23 protein-coding genes are annotated in these 19385 nt (G+C 52.9%); 20 read left to right on the top strand and 3 right to left on the bottom strand.

Annotated features, from left to right (window positions below):
- Positions 1-3 precede the first annotated feature (3 nt).
- A complete protein-coding gene (locus ETC05_RS09075) occupies positions 4-546 on the top strand; it encodes a LysM peptidoglycan-binding domain-containing protein (protein ID WP_171660863.1) in 543 nt (180 codons plus the stop codon).
- Between the two features lie 110 nt (positions 547-656).
- Positions 657-1103 carry a YpbF family protein gene (locus ETC05_RS09070; RefSeq protein WP_171660862.1) on the top strand — a complete coding sequence of 149 codons (447 nt, stop codon included), beginning with the start codon at positions 657-659 and terminating at the stop codon, positions 1101-1103.
- 27 nt (positions 1104-1130) lie between these two features.
- Here the strand turns inward: ETC05_RS09070 and ETC05_RS09065 are convergent, their stop codons facing one another.
- From ETC05_RS09065 to ETC05_RS09055, 3 genes are read right to left on the bottom strand one after another with little or no spacing between them, the layout of a single operon-like run.
- Positions 1131-1700 (bottom strand): manganese catalase family protein, encoded by a 570-nt coding sequence (locus ETC05_RS09065; RefSeq protein WP_031408618.1) that lies wholly within the window; start codon positions 1698-1700, stop codon positions 1131-1133.
- A 33-nt stretch (positions 1701-1733) separates the two neighbouring features.
- A complete protein-coding gene (locus ETC05_RS09060) occupies positions 1734-1994 on the bottom strand; it encodes a spore coat protein CotJB (RefSeq protein WP_031408620.1) in 261 nt (86 codons plus the stop codon).
- Entirely contained in the window at positions 1991-2221 is a 231-nt protein-coding gene (locus ETC05_RS09055) for a spore coat associated protein CotJA (RefSeq protein ID WP_031408622.1), read from the bottom strand. The genes ETC05_RS09060 and ETC05_RS09055 overlap by 4 nt, the downstream gene beginning before the upstream one ends.
- A gap of 246 nt (positions 2222-2467) precedes the next feature.
- Between ETC05_RS09055 and ETC05_RS09050 the strand changes: the two genes are divergently transcribed.
- The 18 genes from ETC05_RS09050 to ETC05_RS08965 all read left to right on the top strand — a co-directional run bounded on the left by ETC05_RS09050 (position 2468) and on the right by ETC05_RS08965 (position 19382).
- Positions 2468-2860, top strand: coding sequence for a hypothetical protein (locus ETC05_RS09050; RefSeq protein ID WP_171660861.1), 393 nt, complete (start codon positions 2468-2470; stop codon positions 2858-2860).
- 11 nt (positions 2861-2871) lie between these two features.
- The gene (locus ETC05_RS09045) at positions 2872-3675 is read left to right on the top strand and encodes a metallophosphoesterase (protein WP_031408625.1); all 804 of its coding nucleotides are present in this window, start codon (positions 2872-2874) and stop codon (positions 3673-3675) included.
- A gap of 87 nt (positions 3676-3762) precedes the next feature.
- Positions 3763-4353, top strand: coding sequence for a genetic competence negative regulator (locus ETC05_RS09040; RefSeq protein WP_011231720.1), 591 nt, complete (start codon positions 3763-3765; stop codon positions 4351-4353).
- A 160-nt stretch (positions 4354-4513) separates the two neighbouring features.
- Entirely contained in the window at positions 4514-5785 is a 1272-nt protein-coding gene (locus tag ETC05_RS09035; RefSeq protein WP_025948501.1) for a Glu/Leu/Phe/Val family dehydrogenase, read from the top strand.
- Positions 5786-5874: 89 nt separating this feature from the next.
- Entirely contained in the window at positions 5875-6867 is a 993-nt protein-coding gene (locus tag ETC05_RS09030) for a YpdA family putative bacillithiol disulfide reductase (protein WP_171660860.1), read from the top strand.
- Positions 6868-7187: 320 nt separating this feature from the next.
- Entirely contained in the window at positions 7188-8159 is a 972-nt protein-coding gene (locus ETC05_RS09025; RefSeq protein WP_031408632.1) for an asparaginase, read from the top strand.
- A 202-nt stretch (positions 8160-8361) separates the two neighbouring features.
- Complete coding sequence (gene prsW, locus ETC05_RS09020; protein WP_031408634.1) at positions 8362-9039, top strand: glutamic-type intramembrane protease PrsW; 678 nt, start codon at positions 8362-8364, stop codon at positions 9037-9039.
- Between the two features lie 91 nt (positions 9040-9130).
- Positions 9131-9931 (top strand): spore cortex-lytic enzyme, encoded by an 801-nt coding sequence (gene sleB / locus ETC05_RS09015; RefSeq protein ID WP_031408636.1) that lies wholly within the window; start codon positions 9131-9133, stop codon positions 9929-9931.
- Between the two features lie 15 nt (positions 9932-9946).
- Positions 9947-11290: a germination protein YpeB gene (gene ypeB / locus ETC05_RS09010; protein WP_171660859.1), complete on the top strand. Its 1344-nt coding sequence runs from the start codon at positions 9947-9949 to the stop codon at positions 11288-11290.
- Between the two features lie 153 nt (positions 11291-11443).
- The gene (locus ETC05_RS09005; RefSeq protein ID WP_171660892.1) at positions 11444-12112 is read left to right on the top strand and encodes a flagellar brake protein; all 669 of its coding nucleotides are present in this window, start codon (positions 11444-11446) and stop codon (positions 12110-12112) included.
- 53 nt (positions 12113-12165) lie between these two features.
- Complete coding sequence (locus ETC05_RS09000; RefSeq protein ID WP_011231712.1) at positions 12166-12345, top strand: YpfB family protein; 180 nt, start codon at positions 12166-12168, stop codon at positions 12343-12345.
- Positions 12346-12444: 99 nt separating this feature from the next.
- Positions 12445-13119 (top strand): (d)CMP kinase, encoded by a 675-nt coding sequence (gene cmk, locus ETC05_RS08995; RefSeq protein ID WP_011231711.1) that lies wholly within the window; start codon positions 12445-12447, stop codon positions 13117-13119.
- Positions 13116-13709 carry a lysophospholipid acyltransferase family protein gene (locus ETC05_RS08990; RefSeq protein ID WP_171660858.1) on the top strand — a complete coding sequence of 198 codons (594 nt, stop codon included), beginning with the start codon at positions 13116-13118 and terminating at the stop codon, positions 13707-13709. The genes cmk and ETC05_RS08990 overlap by 4 nt, the downstream gene beginning before the upstream one ends.
- 179 nt (positions 13710-13888) lie before the next feature.
- On the top strand, positions 13889-15052 hold the full coding sequence (gene rpsA, locus ETC05_RS08985; protein WP_031408647.1) for a 30S ribosomal protein S1: 1164 nt from the start codon (positions 13889-13891) through the stop codon (positions 15050-15052).
- 189 nt (positions 15053-15241) lie between these two features.
- A complete protein-coding gene (locus tag ETC05_RS08980; protein ID WP_171660857.1) occupies positions 15242-16792 on the top strand; it encodes a spore germination protein in 1551 nt (516 codons plus the stop codon).
- 8 nt (positions 16793-16800) lie between these two features.
- Positions 16801-17919, top strand: coding sequence for a GerAB/ArcD/ProY family transporter (locus ETC05_RS08975; RefSeq protein WP_171660856.1), 1119 nt, complete (start codon positions 16801-16803; stop codon positions 17917-17919).
- A 39-nt stretch (positions 17920-17958) separates the two neighbouring features.
- Positions 17959-19158, top strand: a complete 1200-nt coding sequence (locus ETC05_RS08970; protein WP_253263986.1) for a Ger(x)C family spore germination protein — start codon at positions 17959-17961, stop codon at positions 19156-19158.
- Positions 19155-19382 (top strand): hypothetical protein, encoded by a 228-nt coding sequence (locus ETC05_RS08965; RefSeq protein WP_171660855.1) that lies wholly within the window; start codon positions 19155-19157, stop codon positions 19380-19382. The genes ETC05_RS08970 and ETC05_RS08965 overlap by 4 nt, the downstream gene beginning before the upstream one ends.
- The last annotated feature ends 3 nt before the right edge of the window (positions 19383-19385 follow it).

Raw genomic sequence — 19385 nt, 5'->3', positions numbered from 1 at the left:
GCCATGGGAAGGGCAGAGGAGCGCCGGACGCGGCGGAGCCTGGGGTTGGACGAGAGCACACCGTCATCGCGTATCAAACGGCGGCGAAAAAAAGAAGAGCAAAAGCGAAAGTACGTTCCGTCTCGTCTGCTTCTGTTCTTGTTTTTGATCTTGCCGGCGGCTGTGTTGACGATCCATCATGTCCAATCGAAGTCGGGCTCTGTGACGGTCGTCCGTCATGAAGAAAGAGGGGGAGAGACGGTGCGCATTATTCGAGACGACGAAGTCAAGGGGATAGAACAGGCGGCCAAACCGAAGCAAAAGAGCGCCGCCGATCGGGGAAACGTCAGCGGTTGGGAAAAGACTGACCAATGGGGAAAGACTGATGATGAACAAGGAAAAATCATCACCCATGTCGTCGCCGCTAATGAAACGCTCTACAGCATCGCCATGAAATATTACGGCACGCCTGATGCGATTGATCTCATTAAAAAGGAAAACGGCCTATCGACCGGCCGCCTTCAGCCGGGGCAAACACTGCGCATCCCGCTTCGCGGCGAACAGTAAGCGGGACGCCTTTTTGATCCAATATTGTCCGTTGCCCTCAGCTTTTTGTTCTAACGCCACCGTCTGCGGCATATGATGGACAATAGAAACGGGACAAGGGGGGAGAGGAGATGGTCCATTTCCCGGATGAGTTTCCTATCGATGAAGTGGCGAAAGAAATGCTGGTTGCGGTTATTGAAAAAAAGAAAAAATGGGAGCGGTTTGAAAAGCGGGTGCTGCTCTTGCAGGCGGCCGCGTTTTCCGGTTTGGCCATTTTCCTTCTTTATCTTTTGGCCAAAGCGGCGGCTTTTGAAACATGGGGCGAGCGGATCGCCTGGTTTTTCGCCGCGCCGGCCCATGTGTTCATTCTGCTTCTTCTAGGCACCGTTTATTGGGCGGCTGTCTATTACAAGGGAAAAAGCGAAAAGGCGGAAGACGACTTTCACGCTCTTCGCTGTGAAATCATCCAAAAAAGCATCGATTTATGGAAAGATGAGGAACAATGGAGTCGGCGTCATCGGCTTTTTGAATGGATAAAACGGGAATACGATATCAATCTTTATTATGAACAAAGCTGAGCGGGAGACCGTGGCCGGCTCATTCGACTAGAACACTTTTTTATGGCTGCGTTCCTCTTTTAAAATTTCGACCGCTTCCCGGAATCGTTGGGCATGGATGATTTCCCGCTCGCGCAAAAAGCGGAGTCCGTCGTTTAAATCCGGGTCATCGCTCATGTTGATGATCCATTGGTACGTGGCGCGCGCTTTTTCTTCGGCGGCGATGTCTTCATACAAGTCGGTGATCGGGTCGCCTTTTGCCTGAATGTATGTCGCCGTAAACGGATTGCCGGCGGCGTTATGGTAAAAGAGGGCGCGTTCATGGTCGACGTAATGCGGCTCCAGCCCAGCTTCTTTCAGCTGTTCCGGCGTTGCGTCTTTCGTCAGTTTATACACCATCGTCGCGATCATTTCGAGATGGGCGAGCTCTTCGGTGCCGATGTCGTTCAGTAATCCGATCACTTTTGACGGGAGTGTATAACGCTGGTTTAAGTAACGAAGCGCAGCGGCCAGTTCTCCGTCTGCTCCGCCGTACTGTTCAATTAAATATTTCGCCAGCCGCGGGTTGCACGTGCTGACGCGGACTGGGTACTGCAGCTTTTTCTCATAAATCCACATGATCTGTTCCTCCTTGCATTCGTAATGGGCCGGCTACACTTGCCAAGGCCACGGCGCGTCGTCCCAGTTCCATGGGTAATTGGAATAGCTATGGCCAAACTGCTCAAGCGGACCATAGGCAGCTTCAAACTGTTTTTTCAGCTGCTTTCGCTTTTGCGCGAGTTGGTTAAATTGTTGAATTGCCTGGTAGTCGTTTGGATGGGTGTCCAGATAGAGCGTCAGTTCAACGAGGGCAAAGTCGACCGCTTGCAGCTCCTCAAGCTGCTCGTAATACTCTTTCGGCATTTGTTTCATGAGCCATCACCTTTTGCCTTTGTTTCGTAAGGGCTGTAATATGGATCGTAAAACACTTGCCAAAGCGTTCCTTTCATTAGCGCTTCGCGAAGCGGAAATTGCGGTAAGTTCGGCGGTTGGAAGCCGACGTATAAATTCGGCGCCGTGACGTACGTTTTGACGCGGATCGGCGGGCACGGGTCAAACGGGCTGATGTACGGCTCATATTGTTTGCGCGTTGTAAACATACAACCCCTCCTTTTTGGCAAAGTTCAGTCTATATGTATGATGGGGCGATGCCGTTCATGCCTGTTTGTCATGGTGAATCGTTAAGATGAAAAGGCAGCGAAACGTTTTATGAAAACTCCACACAGACCGTCCCATTGAGTATCGCAGGGATGCTCAAGGCTGGATTCGCCCTTGACCAATACCCGCCAAAGGTGAGGAAGAGTCGTCAAGGGCGATGGGGACAAAAAAGAAAATGGGGGGAAAACATGGGCCGCCTATGGGTGACCGCCATGGCCGCCATTTTATGCACACATTTGTTTTTTCGCTGGCTGCCGCCGCTTAAGCCGTTTTCCCCAACCTTGTTTTGGACGCAGCTGTTGTTTTCACCGCTTCGAACATGGCTTGCTTTTGCCTGTTTTTTGCTCGGCGTCGCTGCCAATGGGATGCTTCTTTGCATCGCTGTAACCGGGGCGATGCATTTGTTGTCCGGCCGAAAGGTTCGCCTCGGCGAATGGATGCTCAGTTTGGCGGCGCTCGGCCATTTTTATTGGGCGTTTCGATTCCATTGGCGATTGGCGGCATTTTTTTTCGTTTTTTCCTTCTTTTATGGTATGATGATGTTAAGAGGACGCCGGCTGCCCGAAGACGGCCGGCTTTAGCAGGAGGAAGTATGGTCATCGGGGGAGTGATCACGGGTATTCTGCTTTTGCTTGTCTATATGTGGAAAGAAGCGCACAGCAGCCGGATCCGTCATGTGACGCTGCCGTTCCCTTCTTTTTCTGGACATTGGCCGCCGCTGACGATTTTTTTTATTTCCGATATTCATCGGCGGATCATTTCGGCACGCATGCTGGAAAAAGTGAAAGGAAAGGCCGATCTCGTCGTCATTGGCGGGGATTTGGCCGAAAGAGGGGTGCCCGAAGCGCGCGTCCGCGAAAATGTGCGCCGGTTGCAAGCGGTCGCTCCCGTGTATTTTGTCTGGGGAAACAATGATGACGAAGTCGGTTACGATCTTCGCTCATTGCTTTTGGAAGAGGGCGTGCATGTGCTCAAAAACGAGGCGAAAGTATGGGAGCATGGCGGCGTGCCGATCGCGCTCATCGGCGTCGGCGACGTGAGTCGGAAGGAGGCGGATATCGATCGGGCGCTTGCAGGCGTGCCGCCACAATCATTGCGGATTTTAGCCTGCCACAATCCGGCGATCATCGTCCGCTTAAGAGACGAACAGCGCATTTCGCTCGTGTTGAGCGGCCATACCCACGGTGGGCAGATCCGGTTGTTTTCGCTTGGATTGTATGAAAAAGGAGGGCTCAAATGGCACGGCAGCACCGCGCTGTTGACGAGCAATGGCTACGGGACGACCGGGGTGCCGCTTCGCCTCGGAGCCCCGGCAGAGACTCATCTCATCACGATTGTGCCCGGAAAGCCGGCAGCCGAGAAAAAATGCTTGTCTAAAACGGGGAAAACGATGTAAACTCATTAATAACAACAAACGAACCAATTGCCGCTTGCGACATACAATAACGGTAAGAGATGGCTCTGTAGGTAAGGAGGGGTGCCGATGCGTCTTGAGCGCTTGACCCACAACAAAATCAAAATTTTCCTGACGTTTGACGATTTGCTGGACCGCGGGTTGACGAAAGACGATTTATGGAAAGACACGTTTAAAGTCCATCAGCTGTTCCGCGATATGATCGAGGAAGCAAGCGAAGAGCTCGGTTTTGAAGTGAACGGATCGATCGCGGTCGAAGTGTACTCTTTACCGGCGCAGGGCATGGTCGTTATCGTTACGAACGAAGGCGACTACGACGACATGGAAGAAGAATTCGCCGACGATTATATCGAAATGCAAGTAACGCTCGATGAGAGCGATGACATATTTTACGAATTCCAAACGTTTGAAGATGTCATCCAGCTCGCTCATCGCCTGCATGCGGTCGGTTGCCTCGACGGCACGCTCTATTCCTATCAAGGCCGCTTTTACTTGCATGTTCCCGAAGAACCCCCGATTCCGCTCGACAACTTTGTCGCCTTGCTGGCCGAGTTTGGCAACCCGGCTACGATAACGATACATCGTGTGCAAGAATATGGGAAGCGGCTGATTGAACGCCGCGCGATCGAACAGCTCGTTCGTTATTTCCGCGCCAATTAAAGGTATAGAAAGGCTCCTTGAAATGGACAAGGAGTCTATTTTTTTGCGCCGACTGTTTGACGCCGCTTCGCCATTTTTCCTTTGCATCCGGCCACAGAAGGTGTATACTATGACATGAAAGGCGACAAATTATTATAGCGAGCTTATAGGAGGTTTACGTATGGCAGCCGACAAGCATACGGAAGAGAAAGAACAACAATACGACGTGTTGGCGTCGACACAAATTGTTATACATAGAGCGTTGGAAAAGCTCGGTTACCCGGAAGAAGTGTATGAGCTGTTGAAAGAGCCGATCCGCGTGTTGACGGTCCGCATTCCGGTGCGCATGGACGACGGGTCGGTGAAAATTTTTACCGGCTACCGCGCGCAGCATAACGATGCGGTCGGCCCGACGAAAGGCGGCGTGCGTTTCCATCCTGATGTGACGGAACGCGAAGTGAAAGCGCTGTCGATTTGGATGAGCTTAAAGTGCGGCATCGTCGACTTGCCGTATGGCGGCGGCAAAGGCGGCATCGTCTGCGACCCGCGCACGATGTCGTTCCGCGAGCTCGAGCGGCTAAGCCGCGGCTATGTGCGCGCCATCAGCCAAATCGTCGGACCGACGAAAGACATTCCGGCGCCGGATGTGTTTACGAACTCGCAAATTATGGCGTGGATGATGGATGAGTACAGCCGCATCCGCGAGTTCGATTCGCCGGGTTTTATCACCGGGAAGCCGCTTGTCCTCGGCGGTTCGCACGGCCGGGAAACGGCGACGGCCAAAGGAGTGACCATTTGCATCCGCGAGGCGGCAAAAAAACGCGGTCTGTCGCTCAAAGGGGCGCGCGTCGTCGTGCAGGGGTTCGGCAACGCTGGCAGCTATTTGGCGAAATTTATGCATGACGCCGGGGCGAAAGTCGTCGGCATTTCCGATGTGTACGGCGCGCTGTACGATCCGAACGGGCTCGATATCGACTATTTGCTGGAACGGCGCGACAGCTTTGGCACGGTGACGAAGCTGTTTAAAAATACGATCTCGAATAAAGAGCTGCTTGAGCTTGATTGCGACATTTTGGTGCCGGCGGCCATCGAAAACCAAATTACGGCGGAAAATGCTCCACGCATTAAGGCGAGCATCGTTGTCGAAGCGGCGAACGGACCGACGACGCTCGAGGCGACGGAAATTTTGACGCAACGTGGCATTTTGCTCGTTCCGGACGTGTTGGCAAGCGCTGGCGGCGTCACCGTGTCGTACTTTGAATGGGTGCAAAACAACCAAGGTTACTATTGGACGGAAGAAGAAGTGGAACAGCGGCTTGAAAAAGTGATGGTCAAGGCGTTCAACAACGTGTATGAAATGGCGCAGACGCGCCGCGTCGACATGCGCCTTGCCGCCTACATGGTCGGCGTTCGCAAAATGGCGGAAGCGTGCCGGTTCCGCGGCTGGGTGTGAGCGCAGCAAGCGCCGATGTTTGCAAGCTTTCGCGAAATCCCCTATCATAAGATAGGGGATTTTTTGCTTCGTGCGAGGTGGCAAGAACGATGAAAGAGGAGAAAATTATTATTGTCGGCGGCGGGCCGTGCGGGCTGGCGGCGGCGATTGCTTTGCAAGACGCTGGATTTTCGCCGCTGGTGATCGAGAAAGGAAACATCGTCCATTCGATTTACCGTTTTCCGACGCATCAGACGTTTTTCAGCACGAGCGACCGGCTGGAGATCGGCGGCGTGCCGTTTATCACGGAGAATCGGAAGCCGACGCGAAATCAAGCGCTCGCTTATTATCGGGAAGTCGTCGTTCGCAAGCAAGTGCGCGTCCATGCGTTTGAAGAAGTGAAAGCCGTCAAGCCGCAGAAAGACGGAACGTTTTTCATTGAAACGACAAAAGGGACGTACCGCGCGCAATATGTCGTCATCGCCACCGGCTATTACGACCATCCGAACTATATGAACGTGCCAGGGGAAGAACTGCCGAAAGTGATGCATTACTTTAAAGAAGCGCATCCGTACTTCAACACCGACTGCGTCGTCATCGGCGGGAAAAATTCGAGCGTCGACGCGGCGATGGAGCTCGTAAAAGCCGGGGCGCGCGTCACGGTGCTGTACCGTGGAAACGAGTATTCGAAAAGCATTAAGCCGTGGATTTTGCCGGAGTTTGACTCCCTTGTAAAGAAAGGAGTCATCCGCATGGAGTTTCGCGCTCATGTGAAAGAAATTACCGAAGAGGCGGTCGTGTATGAAGTGGACGGGGAAACGAAAACAATCAAAAACGACTTTGTGTTTGCCATGACCGGCTATCATCCAGACCATCGCTTCTTGATGAACATCGGGGTGCAGATCGATCCGGAAAGCGGCCGGCCGCATTATGATCCGGAGACGATGGAAACAAATGTGCCGGGGGTGTTTATCGCCGGAGTGATCGCCGCCGGCAACGATGCGAACGAGATTTTTATCGAAAACGGCCGTTTTCACGGGGATCGCATCGCTGCCTGCATCGCCAAGCGTGAGCGGGAGGTGTCACCCAAGCAGCTGCAGTAGCGCTTCATTGGCCAATACCTTAATGATGTCAGGCGCGTTGATGAATCAATAAAAACCAATTAAGAGGGCTCTGTTCCCAGCTTTTCTGCCGTAGTCGGCAAGCGGTTCGCTGACCGACTGGGCAGGGCATATGAAGGCGCCCCCTCTTCGAACAATGAACGTTTTGCGGGCACATTCCATTGGCCCACCGGCGTTCTTGTTCGAGGGAAGAGGCAGAAAAGCGTGTATCCAGCCATATGATGTGGTGTTTTTTAGTAAAATAAATAGATAATCAACACTTTGTGTAATGATGCTAAAGAGAGAAAGCGAGGGTGGCTTGCGTGACGAAACGGAAAGTGGTGCTTCTGACAACCGGCGGCACGATTGCGAGCAAGCGGAGCGAACGTTCCGGCCGCCTGCGGGCGGGGGCGCTAAGCGGCGAAGAACTCGCGGCGCTGTGCCATTTGCCGAAAGAAATTGAAATCATCGTGGAAAGCGTATTTCAATTGCCAAGCATGCATTTGACGTTTTCGCATTGGCTTGAGCTGAAAAAACGGATTGAGGCGCATTTCACCGATCCAACCGTTGATGGCATCGTCGTCACTCACGGAACAGATGCGCTCGAAGAAACGGCCTATTTTCTTGATTTGACGATCGATGATCCGCGGACGATCGTCGTCACCGGTTCGCAGCGGGCGCCGTCTGATTTGGGCAGCGATGTGTACATCAATATCCGCCATGCGATTTACGCCGCGTGCGCCGAGACGCTGCGCGGGGCGGGGACGGTCGTTGTGTTCAATGAACGCATTTTTGCTGCGAAATACGTGAAAAAAGAACACGCCTCGAATATTCAAGGATTCAACGCTTTCGGCTTCGGCTATTTGGGCATCATTGACAACGATGAGGTGTACGTGTATCAAAAGCCGATCCGACGCGAATATTACAAGCTTGTGCGCCCGCTTCCGCCGGTGGACATTGTGAAATGCTACTTGGAGGCGGACGGCAAGTTCATTAAAGCCGCCCGGGAAAGCGGAGTCGCTGGCATCGTGCTCGAAGGGGTCGGCCGCGGACAAGTGGCGCCCAAAATGGTCGATGAAATCGTCAAAGCCATTGAAGTGGGCATCAAAGTCGTGGTGACGACGAGCGCCGAGGAAGGGGCGGTGTATACAACGTACGATTACCTCGGCAGCGCCTATGATTTGCATAAAAAAGGCGTCATTCTTGGCAGCGACTACGATGCGAAAAAAGCGCGCATCAAGCTTGCTGTCGCCCTCGCTGCTGACGCCGATTTCGATCGTTTGTTTGCTTATTAATCGATTTTTTCTTTTTTGCTCCCTCGTTTCATCGTCTTTGGCGAGGAGGCCCACACTTCAACGACCGAAGGGAGGAAGCGGCGAGGAATCGTTTTTTGTATCACTAAAAATGTGATACACTATACTTAGTGAAAGAAAGATAGAAAAGATAAGATAGAAAAGATAAGATAGAAGTAAAATGACAAAGAAACGGGGACCGGGGATGTTTTCGTTGATTTCCGCCGGCGTCGCCCCCGGGGTGGCGCTGCTTAGTTATTTTTATTTAAAAGACGAGTATGAGGCTGAGCCGCTTTCGTTTGTGTTGCGCATGTTTTTGTTCGGCGTTTTGCTTGTGTTTCCGATCATGTTCATCCAATACGTGCTGGCGGCAGAAGGGATTGTCGCGTCGCCGGCAGCTGAGGCGTTTCTTTCCGCCGCGCTCCTTGAGGAGTTTGTCAAATGGTTTGTCATTTATTTTTTTGTGTATGACCACGACGAATTTGACGAGCCGTATGACGGCATTGTGTACAGCGCCAGCGTCTCGCTCGGATTCGCGACGCTGGAAAACATTTTGTACTTATTGGCCAACGGAGTGGAGACGGCCATTGCCCGGGCGCTTTTGCCGGTGTCCAGTCATGCGCTCTTTTCCGTCATCATGGGGTTTTATTTCGGCAAGGCGAAGTTTGCTGCAAAAAAGCGCCGCTATTATTTATGGGCGTCGTTTTTGTTGCCGTTTTTCCTTCATGGCGTCTATGACTGGTTGTTGCTCGCCAAAGAGCGATGGGGCTATTACATGGGGGTGTTTATGCTCTCCTTATGGTGGGTGGCGTTGCGCAAAGTAAAACAAGCGAAAGGATACGCCCGCTGCCAGGCGGTGCCGCCTGCGAAAAGCCAAGCGTAAAAGCTTTGGCTTTTTTCTTTTTTTCGCATAAAAAAGGGAAACGGAAGGAAAATAGGGGTAAAAACGGTGAGTGTTGACGGGAGGTTCACATATGGCAAGGAAATGGGTCCTATTCATCGCATTGGCTGTTTGGACATGCATGTACCCATCAGGCCATGCTTCAGCGTTTTCCCCGCAAGTGATTCAGCGCGGAGCGGTGGGCGATGATGTCATTGAGCTGCAGGCGCGGCTGCAATACCTTGGGTTTTACAACGGCAAAATTGACGGTGTGTTTGGCTGGCGCACGTATTGGGCGCTGCGCAATTTCCAATACGAATACGGCTTGCCGGTCGATGGACTAGCCGGATCGGAGACGAAACGGAAGCTTGTGAACGCTTCAAAATATTACGAGCAGTTTGTGAAAGAGCAAATTCGCCAAGGGAACGATTTCACCCATTACGGCGGCATTCCGCTCAGCCAGCAGGTGAAAAAACGCGGCGGTTCAGCGGGTTCAGTGCGGGCGGCGAAAACGACGGCGTCGAACGTGCCGAAAGGGTTTTCGCAAAACGATATTCGGCTGATGGCCAACGCCGTTTACGGGGAAGCGCGCGGGGAGCCGTACATCGGGCAAGTAGCGGTTGCCGCCGTTATTTTAAATCGGCTGAAGCATCCGTCATTCCCGGATACGGTTGCTGGGGTCATTTTTCAGCCCGGTGCATTCACAGCGGTCGCCGATGGGCAAATTTGGCTGACGCCGAATGAAACGGCGAAAAAAGCGGTGCTTGATGCGATCAACGGCTGGGATCCGACCGGCGGAGCGATTTACTACTTTAACCCGGCCACGGCGACGAGCGCTTGGATTTGGAGCCGCCCGCAAATCAAGCGGATTGGAAACCATATTTTCTGCAAATAACAGGAGGGAGACGAGATGGTGCGAAACTTACTGATTGCGGCGCTTGTCATCGCTGTCGTCGGCACTGGTTACTGGGGCTACCGCGAGCATCAGGAAAAAAACGCGATCTTAATTCATGCGGAAAACAATTACCAGCGCGCGTTCCACGATTTGGCCTACCAGATCGATTTGCTGCATGACAAGCTTGGAGCGACGCTGGCGATGAATTCGCACGCCTCGTTGTCGCCGGCGCTCGCCGAAGTGTGGAAAATCGCGTCTGAAGCCCATTCCGACGTCGGCCAGCTGCCGCTGTCACTTTTGCCGTTTAACAAGACGCAAGAGTTTTTATCGAAAATCGGCGAGTTCAGCTACCGGACGGCCGTGCGCGATTTGGAAAAAGAGCCGTTGACGGAGGAAGAGTACAAGACGCTCGAGGCGTTGTACAAAAGCGCCGGCGCGATCCGCCAAGAGTTGCGCAACGTGCAGCATTTAGTCTTAGAAAACAATTTGCGCTGGATGGACGTCGAACTGGCGCTGGCGACGAACGACGAGAAAGGCGACAACATCATTATTGACGGCTTAAAAGCGGTGGAGAAAAATGTTGATACATTCTCAAGTTCGTCCGAGTTCGGCCCGTCGTTCATCGGCCTCGCCAACGAGGAAAAAGGCTTTGTCCGCGCGAAAGGGCGCCCGATTTCCAAAGACGAGGCGAAACGGATCGCCCGCGAGTTTCTCGGCTTAAAAGGAACAGAGAAAATCAAGGTGACGGACAGCGGCAATGGGGCGGATGAGCGTTTTTACAGTTTAACGATTCACGATCCGAAAACAAAGGGCGACATTTATATGGATGTGACGAAAAACGGCGGATATCCGATTTGGGCGTTAAACAGCCGGCCAATCGGCAAGCCGAAGATCAGCTTGCATGAGGCGGCCAACCGTGGGATGGCGTTTTTGCGACGGCATCAATTCACCGGCTTTGAGTTGTACGACAGCACGCAATACGATAATGTCGCCGTGCTGACATTTGTCAAAAGCGAAAACGGCGTCCGCATTTACCCGGAAGCGATCCAAATGAAAGTGGCGCTTGACAACGGCTATGTCGTCGGCTTTACGGCGCGCGACTATTTGTCATCGTCCATTCCGCGTCCGTTGCCCAAACCGACGCTCACCGTCGAGGCGGCGAAGAAAAAGTTAAACCCACATTTGAAAGTGATGGAAGAGCGCCAGGCGGTCATTATGAACGATTTGCAAAAACCGGTGCTTTGCTATGAGTTTTTAGGAACGCTTGGCGATGAAACGTATCAACTGTTCATTAACGCCGCAACCGGCCTTGAAGAAAAAGTCGAGAAGCTCGAAAGCGTGGAGCCGAATTACAGATGAAAACAAGGGAGGAAAAGCTGGCGCTGTCGGCTTTTCCTCTTTTTTTGGTCAAAGGCAGTCGGGCGGTATGGTATAATCGTCATGGGACATCATGCGGGTCAGCGAAACGATCGCCGGTTCGGCAGCTGACTGAAAAGGAGAAAAGGAAACATGATGATCAAAATCGGAGATTCGATCCGGCTTGAGCCGTCGGACGGCTCAGCGCGGCAATACCGAAGCAAAGCGCTCGCTGTTGCTGACGGGGCGGTTCATATCAGCTATCCGATCGATGAACAGAGCGGAAAAACCGTCTATTTGTTGAACGGGATGCAGTTTAAAGCGACTTTTGTCGGGCAAGACGGCGGTTTATACATCTTTGATACCGAAGTGAAGGGGAAAATCCGCGATCCGTTGCCGATGGTCGTCTTGGCTTACCCGGGCGAGGAATACGTCGTGCGCATCCAGCGCCGCCGTTATGTACGGGTGAAAGCCAATGTCGATGCGGCCGTCCATCCGTCTGACAGCGAGTTCGCTCCGTTTGTGACGATGACGGTGGATATCAGCGCCGGCGGCGCCGCCCTCCTTGTGCCGCCGGCGCACGCTCCGCTTCTTCGCCCCGGCATGGCGGTCGAGCTTTGGCTCGTGTTGGCGATGCGCTCCGGCGAATACCATTACGTGCAAACGAAGGCGTCGATTGTGCGCATGGCTGATGACGAACGCGGCATGGCGAAAATGTCGGTGGAGTTCACAAACCTCGCCCCCCAAGACCGCGTTCGGCTCATTCGCTACAGCTTTGAACGGCAGCTTGAGGAGAGAAAATGGGAGAACGAACAGAATAAATGAGCTGGGCGCGTGGAATACTGCTAGAAAAAATGGGAAAGCAGGAGGCTTGCGCCATGAAACGGATCGAACAGCTGTTGTGGAAGCTTGTCGTCATCCAGACGATTTGCCTGTTGATCGCCCAATGGCTTGTGTTGTACACGCCAGCGGCGTTGTATATCGGCAAGGTGTATGAATACGAAGGTGTAGCCAAGCCAGAAAAAACGAAAACAGTTGAAACGGCCGTCGACCGTTGACGGCGGATATGGTACAATGAACATGGAGACATGCAGGGTTTTCCTGCATTTTTCTTTGTGCACTCATCAAGCGATTTTCGGTAAAGCTAGGAGGAAATGATGAAACGACGAATCAGCATCGCAATCGACGGACCCGCCGCGGCGGGGAAAAGCACGGTCGCCAAACGGATCGCTGAGCGGCTTTCCTACGTATACATCGATACCGGCGCCATGTATCGCGCGCTGACGTACCGGGCGCTTGCATGCGGCGTCGACATCCATGATGAGCAGGCGCTCCTGTCGCTGCTTCGCGATACATCGATTGAGTTGAAACCGTCGCCGCATGGACAGATCGTCCTAGTCAATGGCGACGATGTGACCGACATCATCCGCGGTGAGGCGGTGACGAATGCGGTGTCGCTTGTTGCGAAGCATCCGCTTGTGCGCGAGGAGATGGTCGCCCGCCAACGCGCCTTGGCGGAAGGGGGCGGCGTCGTCATGGACGGGCGCGATATCGGAACGCATGTGCTGCCAAACGCCGAAGTAAAAATTTTCCTGAAAGCTTCGGTCGAGGAGCGGGCGCGGCGCCGGCATGAGGAAAATCTCGCGCGCGGCTTTCCATCCGATCTTGAAAAGCTGAAAGAAGAGATCGCCCGCCGCGACCGGCTCGATTCGGAACGGGAGACAGCGCCGCTTCGCAAGGCGCCGGATGCGGTGGAAATCGATACGACATCGCTGTCGGTTGAGGAAGTGGTGGAGCGGATTATGGAGATTGTCAACGAAAGGATTGGATGACGGTGGACTTTTATTCATTCGCCAAGGGGATCGTCAAGGGAGTGCTCACCCCTTTTTACCGCATTCAAACGATCGGGATTGAACAATTTCCAAAGGAAGGCGGCGTGCTTCTTTGCGCCAACCATATCAGCAACCTAGATCCGCCGGTCATCGGCATTACGGCGCCGCGGCCGATTCGGTTTATGGCGAAAGAAGAGCTGTTTCGTGCTCCGGTCGTGAAAACGCTCGTCAAAAGCTTGCATGCCTTTCCGGTCAAGCGCGGCATGAACGACCGCCAGGCGCTGCGCACGGGGCTTGAGGTGCTGAAGCAAGGCGAAGTGCTCGGCATTTTTCCGGAAGGGACGCGCAGCAAAGACGGCCGGCTGAAAAAGGCGTTGCCCGGCGTTGGCTTTTTCGCTTTGCGCACCGAGGCCGCCGTTGTCCCGTGCGCCATTGTCGGCCCGTACCGTCCGTTTGTGCCGCTTAAGGTTGTGTACGGAGCGCCGATCGATATGGCGCCGCTGCGCGCGCGGAAAGCGAGCCCGGAAGAAGCGGCCGATTACATTATGGATCATATCCGCCGGCTCCTCGAAGAGCATCAGCGAACATGAAAGGAACATGCTGTTCAAGGCATCCCTTCCACCGTCTTAATGAGCATTATAGTACATGTTGATTGAGAAAATATGGTATACTAATTAGAAAAGCGTCCTTATTTTGCCGACAGCCGGCCGCGGCCTCGGCGCGAGGCGCGCTTTTGACAGTTGTCAGTCGATGAAGGAGGGTTTTTGCGATGACAGAAGAGATGAATGTGCAAGTCAATGTGTATGAAGTGGGCGATATCGTCCGCGGCAAAGTGGTGAAGCTTGAGGACAAGCAAGTGCTGGTCGAGGTGGAAAACAGCAAGCAAAGCGGCATCATTCCGATCAGCGAGCTGTCGAACTTGCATATTGAAAAACCGAGCGATGCCGTCGCTGTCGGCGATGAAGTGACGGCCAAAGTCAAGAAAGTGGAAGAAGGAAAAGACGGGGAAGAAGGGTTGCTCATTTTATCGAAAAGAGCGGTGGACGCCGAGCGGGCTTGGGAAGATCTTGAGCGCAAATTTGCAAGCGGCGAAACATTTGAAACGGTCATTAAAGACATCGTCAAAGGCGGTCTTGTCGCCGACGTCGGAGTGCGCGGCTTCATCCCGGCGTCGCTTGTCGAGCCGCATTACGTCGAAGATTTTTCCGATTATAAAGGAAAAACGCTCGCCGTGAAAGTCGTCGAGCTTGATCGTGAGAAAAACCGCGTCATTTTGTCGCATCGGGCGGTCGTTGAGGAAGAACAAGCGCGACAGCAAAAAGAGCTGCTCTCCCGCCTTGAGCCGGGGCAAGTGTTGGATGGCGTCGTCCGCCGCATTGCCGATTTCGGCGTCTTTGTCGATGTCGGCGGGTTTGACGGGCTCGTACATATTTCCCAACTTTCCCATACGCGCGTCGCTCATCCGTCGGAAGTGGTGAAAGAAGGCGATGCGGTGAAAGTGAAAGTGTTGGCCGTCGATCCGGAGAACGGGCGCCTGTCGCTGTCGATCAAAGAAGCGCTGCCGGGCCCATGGGAAGGCCTCAGCGAAAAAGTGAAACCGGGTGATGTCGTCACCGGGACGGTGAAACGACTCGCTTCGTTCGGCGCGTTTGTGGAAGTCTTCCCAGGCGTCGAAGGGTTGGTGCATGTGTCGCAAATCGCCAACCGCCGCATCGGCTCGCCGCATGAAGTGCTGAAAGAAGGCGATGAAGTAAAGGCGAAAGTGCTCGACGTCAACGAGGCGGATCACCGCCTTTCCCTCAGCATCCGCGCGCTGCTTGAGGAAGAGGCGGCTGCGCCGGCTGAGGACTACAGCCAATATACAAGAACGTCGGAAGCGCGTGGTTTCCAGCTCGGTGAAGTGATCGGCGAGCAGCTGAAAAAATTAAAATAATGCAGAGCCGCAAAATCAACTAGCTGGCAAAACAAAGCGAAAGCTCCCTTTTGCCCGATGGTTTCCTCCATCGGGTCGGAGGGAGCTTTTTTGCTTGATTCATTGCAATGAAGAAACAGTAGGCAGAAAACTCATATTTTACCGTTAAAACGGAAACCTTACGTATTAGGATGGTAAGGAGGGAAGGACATGCCGTTTTTGCCAACGCGGAGGAGAAACAATCAGCCGCTTCCCATAGAAGACAAGGAGGAAGAGCAGCAAGAGCTTCTAACGGTCGATCTCAATGAAAACGTAGAGAAAATCAAAACGATTTATCAGGATTGTATGGATGTCGTCTTTCGAAAGTTTCAAATGTTTGCTGACACTGATGCGGTGATCATTTATATCAACGGATTGGCGAATATCGAAGAAATTCATGAACATGTGCTTGAGCCGTTGATGGGGCATGGTTGGGTCGATGAAAACGGCATGCCGCCGGCTGAACAGCTCGTTGACATGAAGCGCTTTGTCGAACAGCGACTGCCTGTCTCGAAAGTATATCGGGCGCAGACGGTAGCGCAGTGCATTGAGCATCTTGCAGAGGGGAATGCGGTGCTGCTTGTCGACGGGCAAAGCGAAGGGGTTGCCCTCGGCTTGTCCAAATGGGAAAAGCGGGCGATTGAAGAACCGGTGGCGGAATCGGGAATCAGGGGGCCGCGCGAAGGATTTATTGAATCGCTCGAAACCAATCTCTCCTTACTGCGGCGCCGAATCCGCAGTCCACGGCTGAAAGCCAAAGCGATCGCTTTAGGCAAGTATACGAAAACGGAAGTCGCTGTTTGTTATATAGAGGGCGTGGCTGCGCCGGCGTTGGTCGCTGAAATCGAACAGCGGCTCCGGCGCGTGGAATTGGACGGCGTGCTGGAAACAGGGTATATCGAGGAGATCATCCAAGACCACCCGTACTCCCCGTTTCCGCAAGTGTTGAATACCGAACGGCCCGATGTGGCGGTGGCCAGTTTGCTTGAAGGGCGCATTGTCATTGTGCAAGACGGCACTCCGTTTGTGCTTGTGATGCCGGTGTCGTTTTATTCGTTGATGCAGTCGAGCGAAGATTACTATCAACGTTCATTGATCAGCACGCTGATCCGCCTGCTCCGGTATTTGTTTTTATTAGTGTCGCTCTTGCTGCCATCGGCGTACATCGCTATTTTGACCTTTCACCAAGAAATGATTCCAACGACCCTTTTATTAACCGTCGCTGCGTCAAGGGAGCGCGTTCCTTTCCCGGCGTTTGTCGAAGCCTTGATCATGGAAATCGTTTTTGAAGCGCTGCGTGAAGCCGGTGTGCGGCTTCCCAAACAGGCGGGGGCAGCCGTCAGCATCGTTGGCGCGCTTGTCATCGGCCAGGCAGCTGTTCAGGCCGGCCTTGTCTCCGCACCGATGATCATGGTGGTGGCGCTGACGGGCATCGCATCGTTTATGTTTCCGCGTTTTACTGCGGCCATCGCGCTGCGCATGCTGCGCTTTCCGATGATGATTTTGGCCGGATCGTTAGGGCTGCTGGGCATTATGCTTGGGCTGCTTCTGATCCTGACTCATATGGCGTCTCTTCGTTCGCTTGGCGTTCCGTATCTTTCAGTGCATGTTCCCAACGCCGGCCATCATATGGATGACGCGCTGATCCGCACTCCGTGGTGGAAAGCAAACGCCGATTCGCGCGTGAATGAGCGGCGCAGCCAACAGACGGCAAAGGAGTGAAAAAGACGGTGGAAAAGGAAAAAATCACGTCCGTCCAAATGATGTTTCTTCTCTACCCGACTGTTATCGCCACCGCTATTTTGATCGTTCCGGGAGTGACGGCCCACCATGCGAAACAAGATATGTGGATTTCGCCGCTGTGGGCGTCGCTTGCCGGCTTTTTGGCCGTGTACATCACGGTGCGGCTGCATCGCCTCTACCCGAAAAAAACGCCGATCGAATACAGCGTGGACATTGTTGGCCAGTTTTTGGGGAAATTGATCGGATTGATTTGGTTGTTTTTCTATTTCCATGTAACGGGAATTATTATTCGCGAGTATGGAGAGTTTGTCGTGGGCAACTTTTTGTTTCGCACGCCCATCAGCGTTGTGATGGGAAGCATGGTGTTTGTCTGCGCCGTGGCGGTTCGCAGCGGGCTTAACGTGTTGGGACAGCTCGCGCAATTGCTGGTTCCGTTTGTCATTATGCTGCTGATGATGATCGTCATTTTGTTGCTTCCGGATATCGACTTGAGAAATATGCTGCCGATCATGGAAAAAGGGGTCATGCCGTCGATTATGGGATCGGTGATTCCGCAAGGCTGGTTCAGCGAATGCTTTTTGATGGCTTTTTTGCTTCCTTATGTCATTGATCAACATAACGGGCCGAAGTGGGGGAACATGGCCGTTGTGTTCATTGCTTTGACCTTGCTTATGACTAATTTGGTCACCCTGTTGGTGTTTGGAGCGATTACCGCCCATTTTGTGTATCCGGTGATGACTATCGTTCGCTACATCAGTATTGCTGATTTTTTGGAACACCTTGAAGCTGTGGTCATGGCGCTTTGGGTGGTTGGCGTTTTTTTAAAGATTTCTGTCTTTTATTATGCCATAGCCGTAGCCATGGCTAAATGGCTGAATCTGGAACATTACCAGCCGCTTGTGTTTCCGGTTGGATGGATTTTGTTGTTCATGTCCATTTGGGCGACGCGGGATTTAATGGAATTGACCCATTTTGTCGCCACGACCGGCCCCTTTTATTTGATGTTTGTCCAAATCATTCTTCCGTCGCTTCTGCTGCTTATTGCTAAATGGAGGAAGCGGGCCGTTTCATCATCTGACGCTGTTTTGCAGGAACACGGGAAGTAGTAAAGCCCCTTATCATTGAGCGAAAAAGGATGAACCGACATGATCGCCTGGAAACAATGGAGACTGATGGTTTCCTTTCTCTTTATGATTGCCCATTTTGCCCTGCTTTGTGGGTGCTGGGATCGCGAGGAGGTCAATGATCTCGCGCTCGTGCTCGGAATTGGCATTGATCGGACGGAACAAGGGAAGATCAGGATGACCGTAGAGATCGCGGTGCCGCGGACAATCGGGGGACAGATGCTAGGGGGAGGAGGCAGCAGCAACGAGGGAGAGACGATCGTGCGTTCGGGAACAGGCGTGACGATTGGGGATGCCATCGCCCAGCTGCAGGAGCGGCTGTCCCGCCGCCTGTTTTGGGGACATACGAAGGTCATTGTGTTTGGCGAAAAAGCAGCGAAGGCGGGCATTCGCGAACATCTTGATTTTCTCGCCCGCCACCCGCAAACCCGGATTCGGTCCAATGTCTTTGTCAGCCAAGGCACGGCGAAGAGCGTGCTGCAATTGGTTCCGATCATCGAGCAAAGTTCATCAGAAGCGTTGCGGGAATTGGCGGAATCAAGAACACTGCTGAAGAAAACGGTGAAAGAAACGCTGCAAATGCTAAGCAGCGAGGCGCAAACCATCGTGCTTCCCATGGTCAAAGTGCTGCCGCCGGAAAAAGGGAAAAAACCAATTCAAACGATGCCCTTTATTTATGGAACCGCCATTTTTAAAAAAGATCAAATGGTCGGCCAAATTGACGACTATCTCACTCGCGGCTTGTTATGGATTCGAAATGAAATCGAGCAAGCGCATATTACCGTGGCCGTCAAAGGGGAGCAAGGGAACATCACCTCGAGGATGATTCGTTCGCGCACCGTTCTCATGCCGAAATACGAGCAAGGAAGGTGGAAAATGACCATCAAGGTGACAACGGAAGACGACATCATCCTCAACGGAACGAAGTTGGACTTATTAAGCGCCAAGAACATTCAAAGGATCAAAGCGCAGCTGGAGAAGGATATTAGCCGGCGGATGCGGGAGGTCTTGAACAGCGTGCAGAAAGAAATGAAAATTGATGTGTTCGGCTTTGCTGATGCGTTTTACAAAAAATATCCACATCAATGGCACCGCATGAAACCACGCTGGGAGGATATTTTCCCCAACCTGCCTGTTGAGCTGAACATCACAGTGAAAGTGCGCAGGCCGGGAATGAATTTCTCTCCGCAAGGCGTGCCGGAACCAGAGGTGAAAAAATGAACGCTTGGCTGATCCTAGGAATGCTGCTGATTGTCGGACTGATTTGGTGGTATGAGTGGTCGCGGCTCGGAAAGGCGCAAAAAAGAGAAAAAACGGCAGTCGCTGTTCTGCTTTGCTTAGGCGCCGTGTTGGCCGTCATGTTGATCATCAATCCGGATCTGCCAGGCCCGTCACAAATGATTCACGCTCTGTTTCGACCTTTAGGGGAAATACTTGAAAAATAGGGA

This window comes from Geobacillus sp. BMUD, assembly GCF_013096845.1.
GTDB lineage: Bacteria > Bacillota > Bacilli > Bacillales > Anoxybacillaceae > Geobacillus > Geobacillus vulcani.
This window is presented reverse-complemented; position numbering and strand designations above follow the sequence as displayed.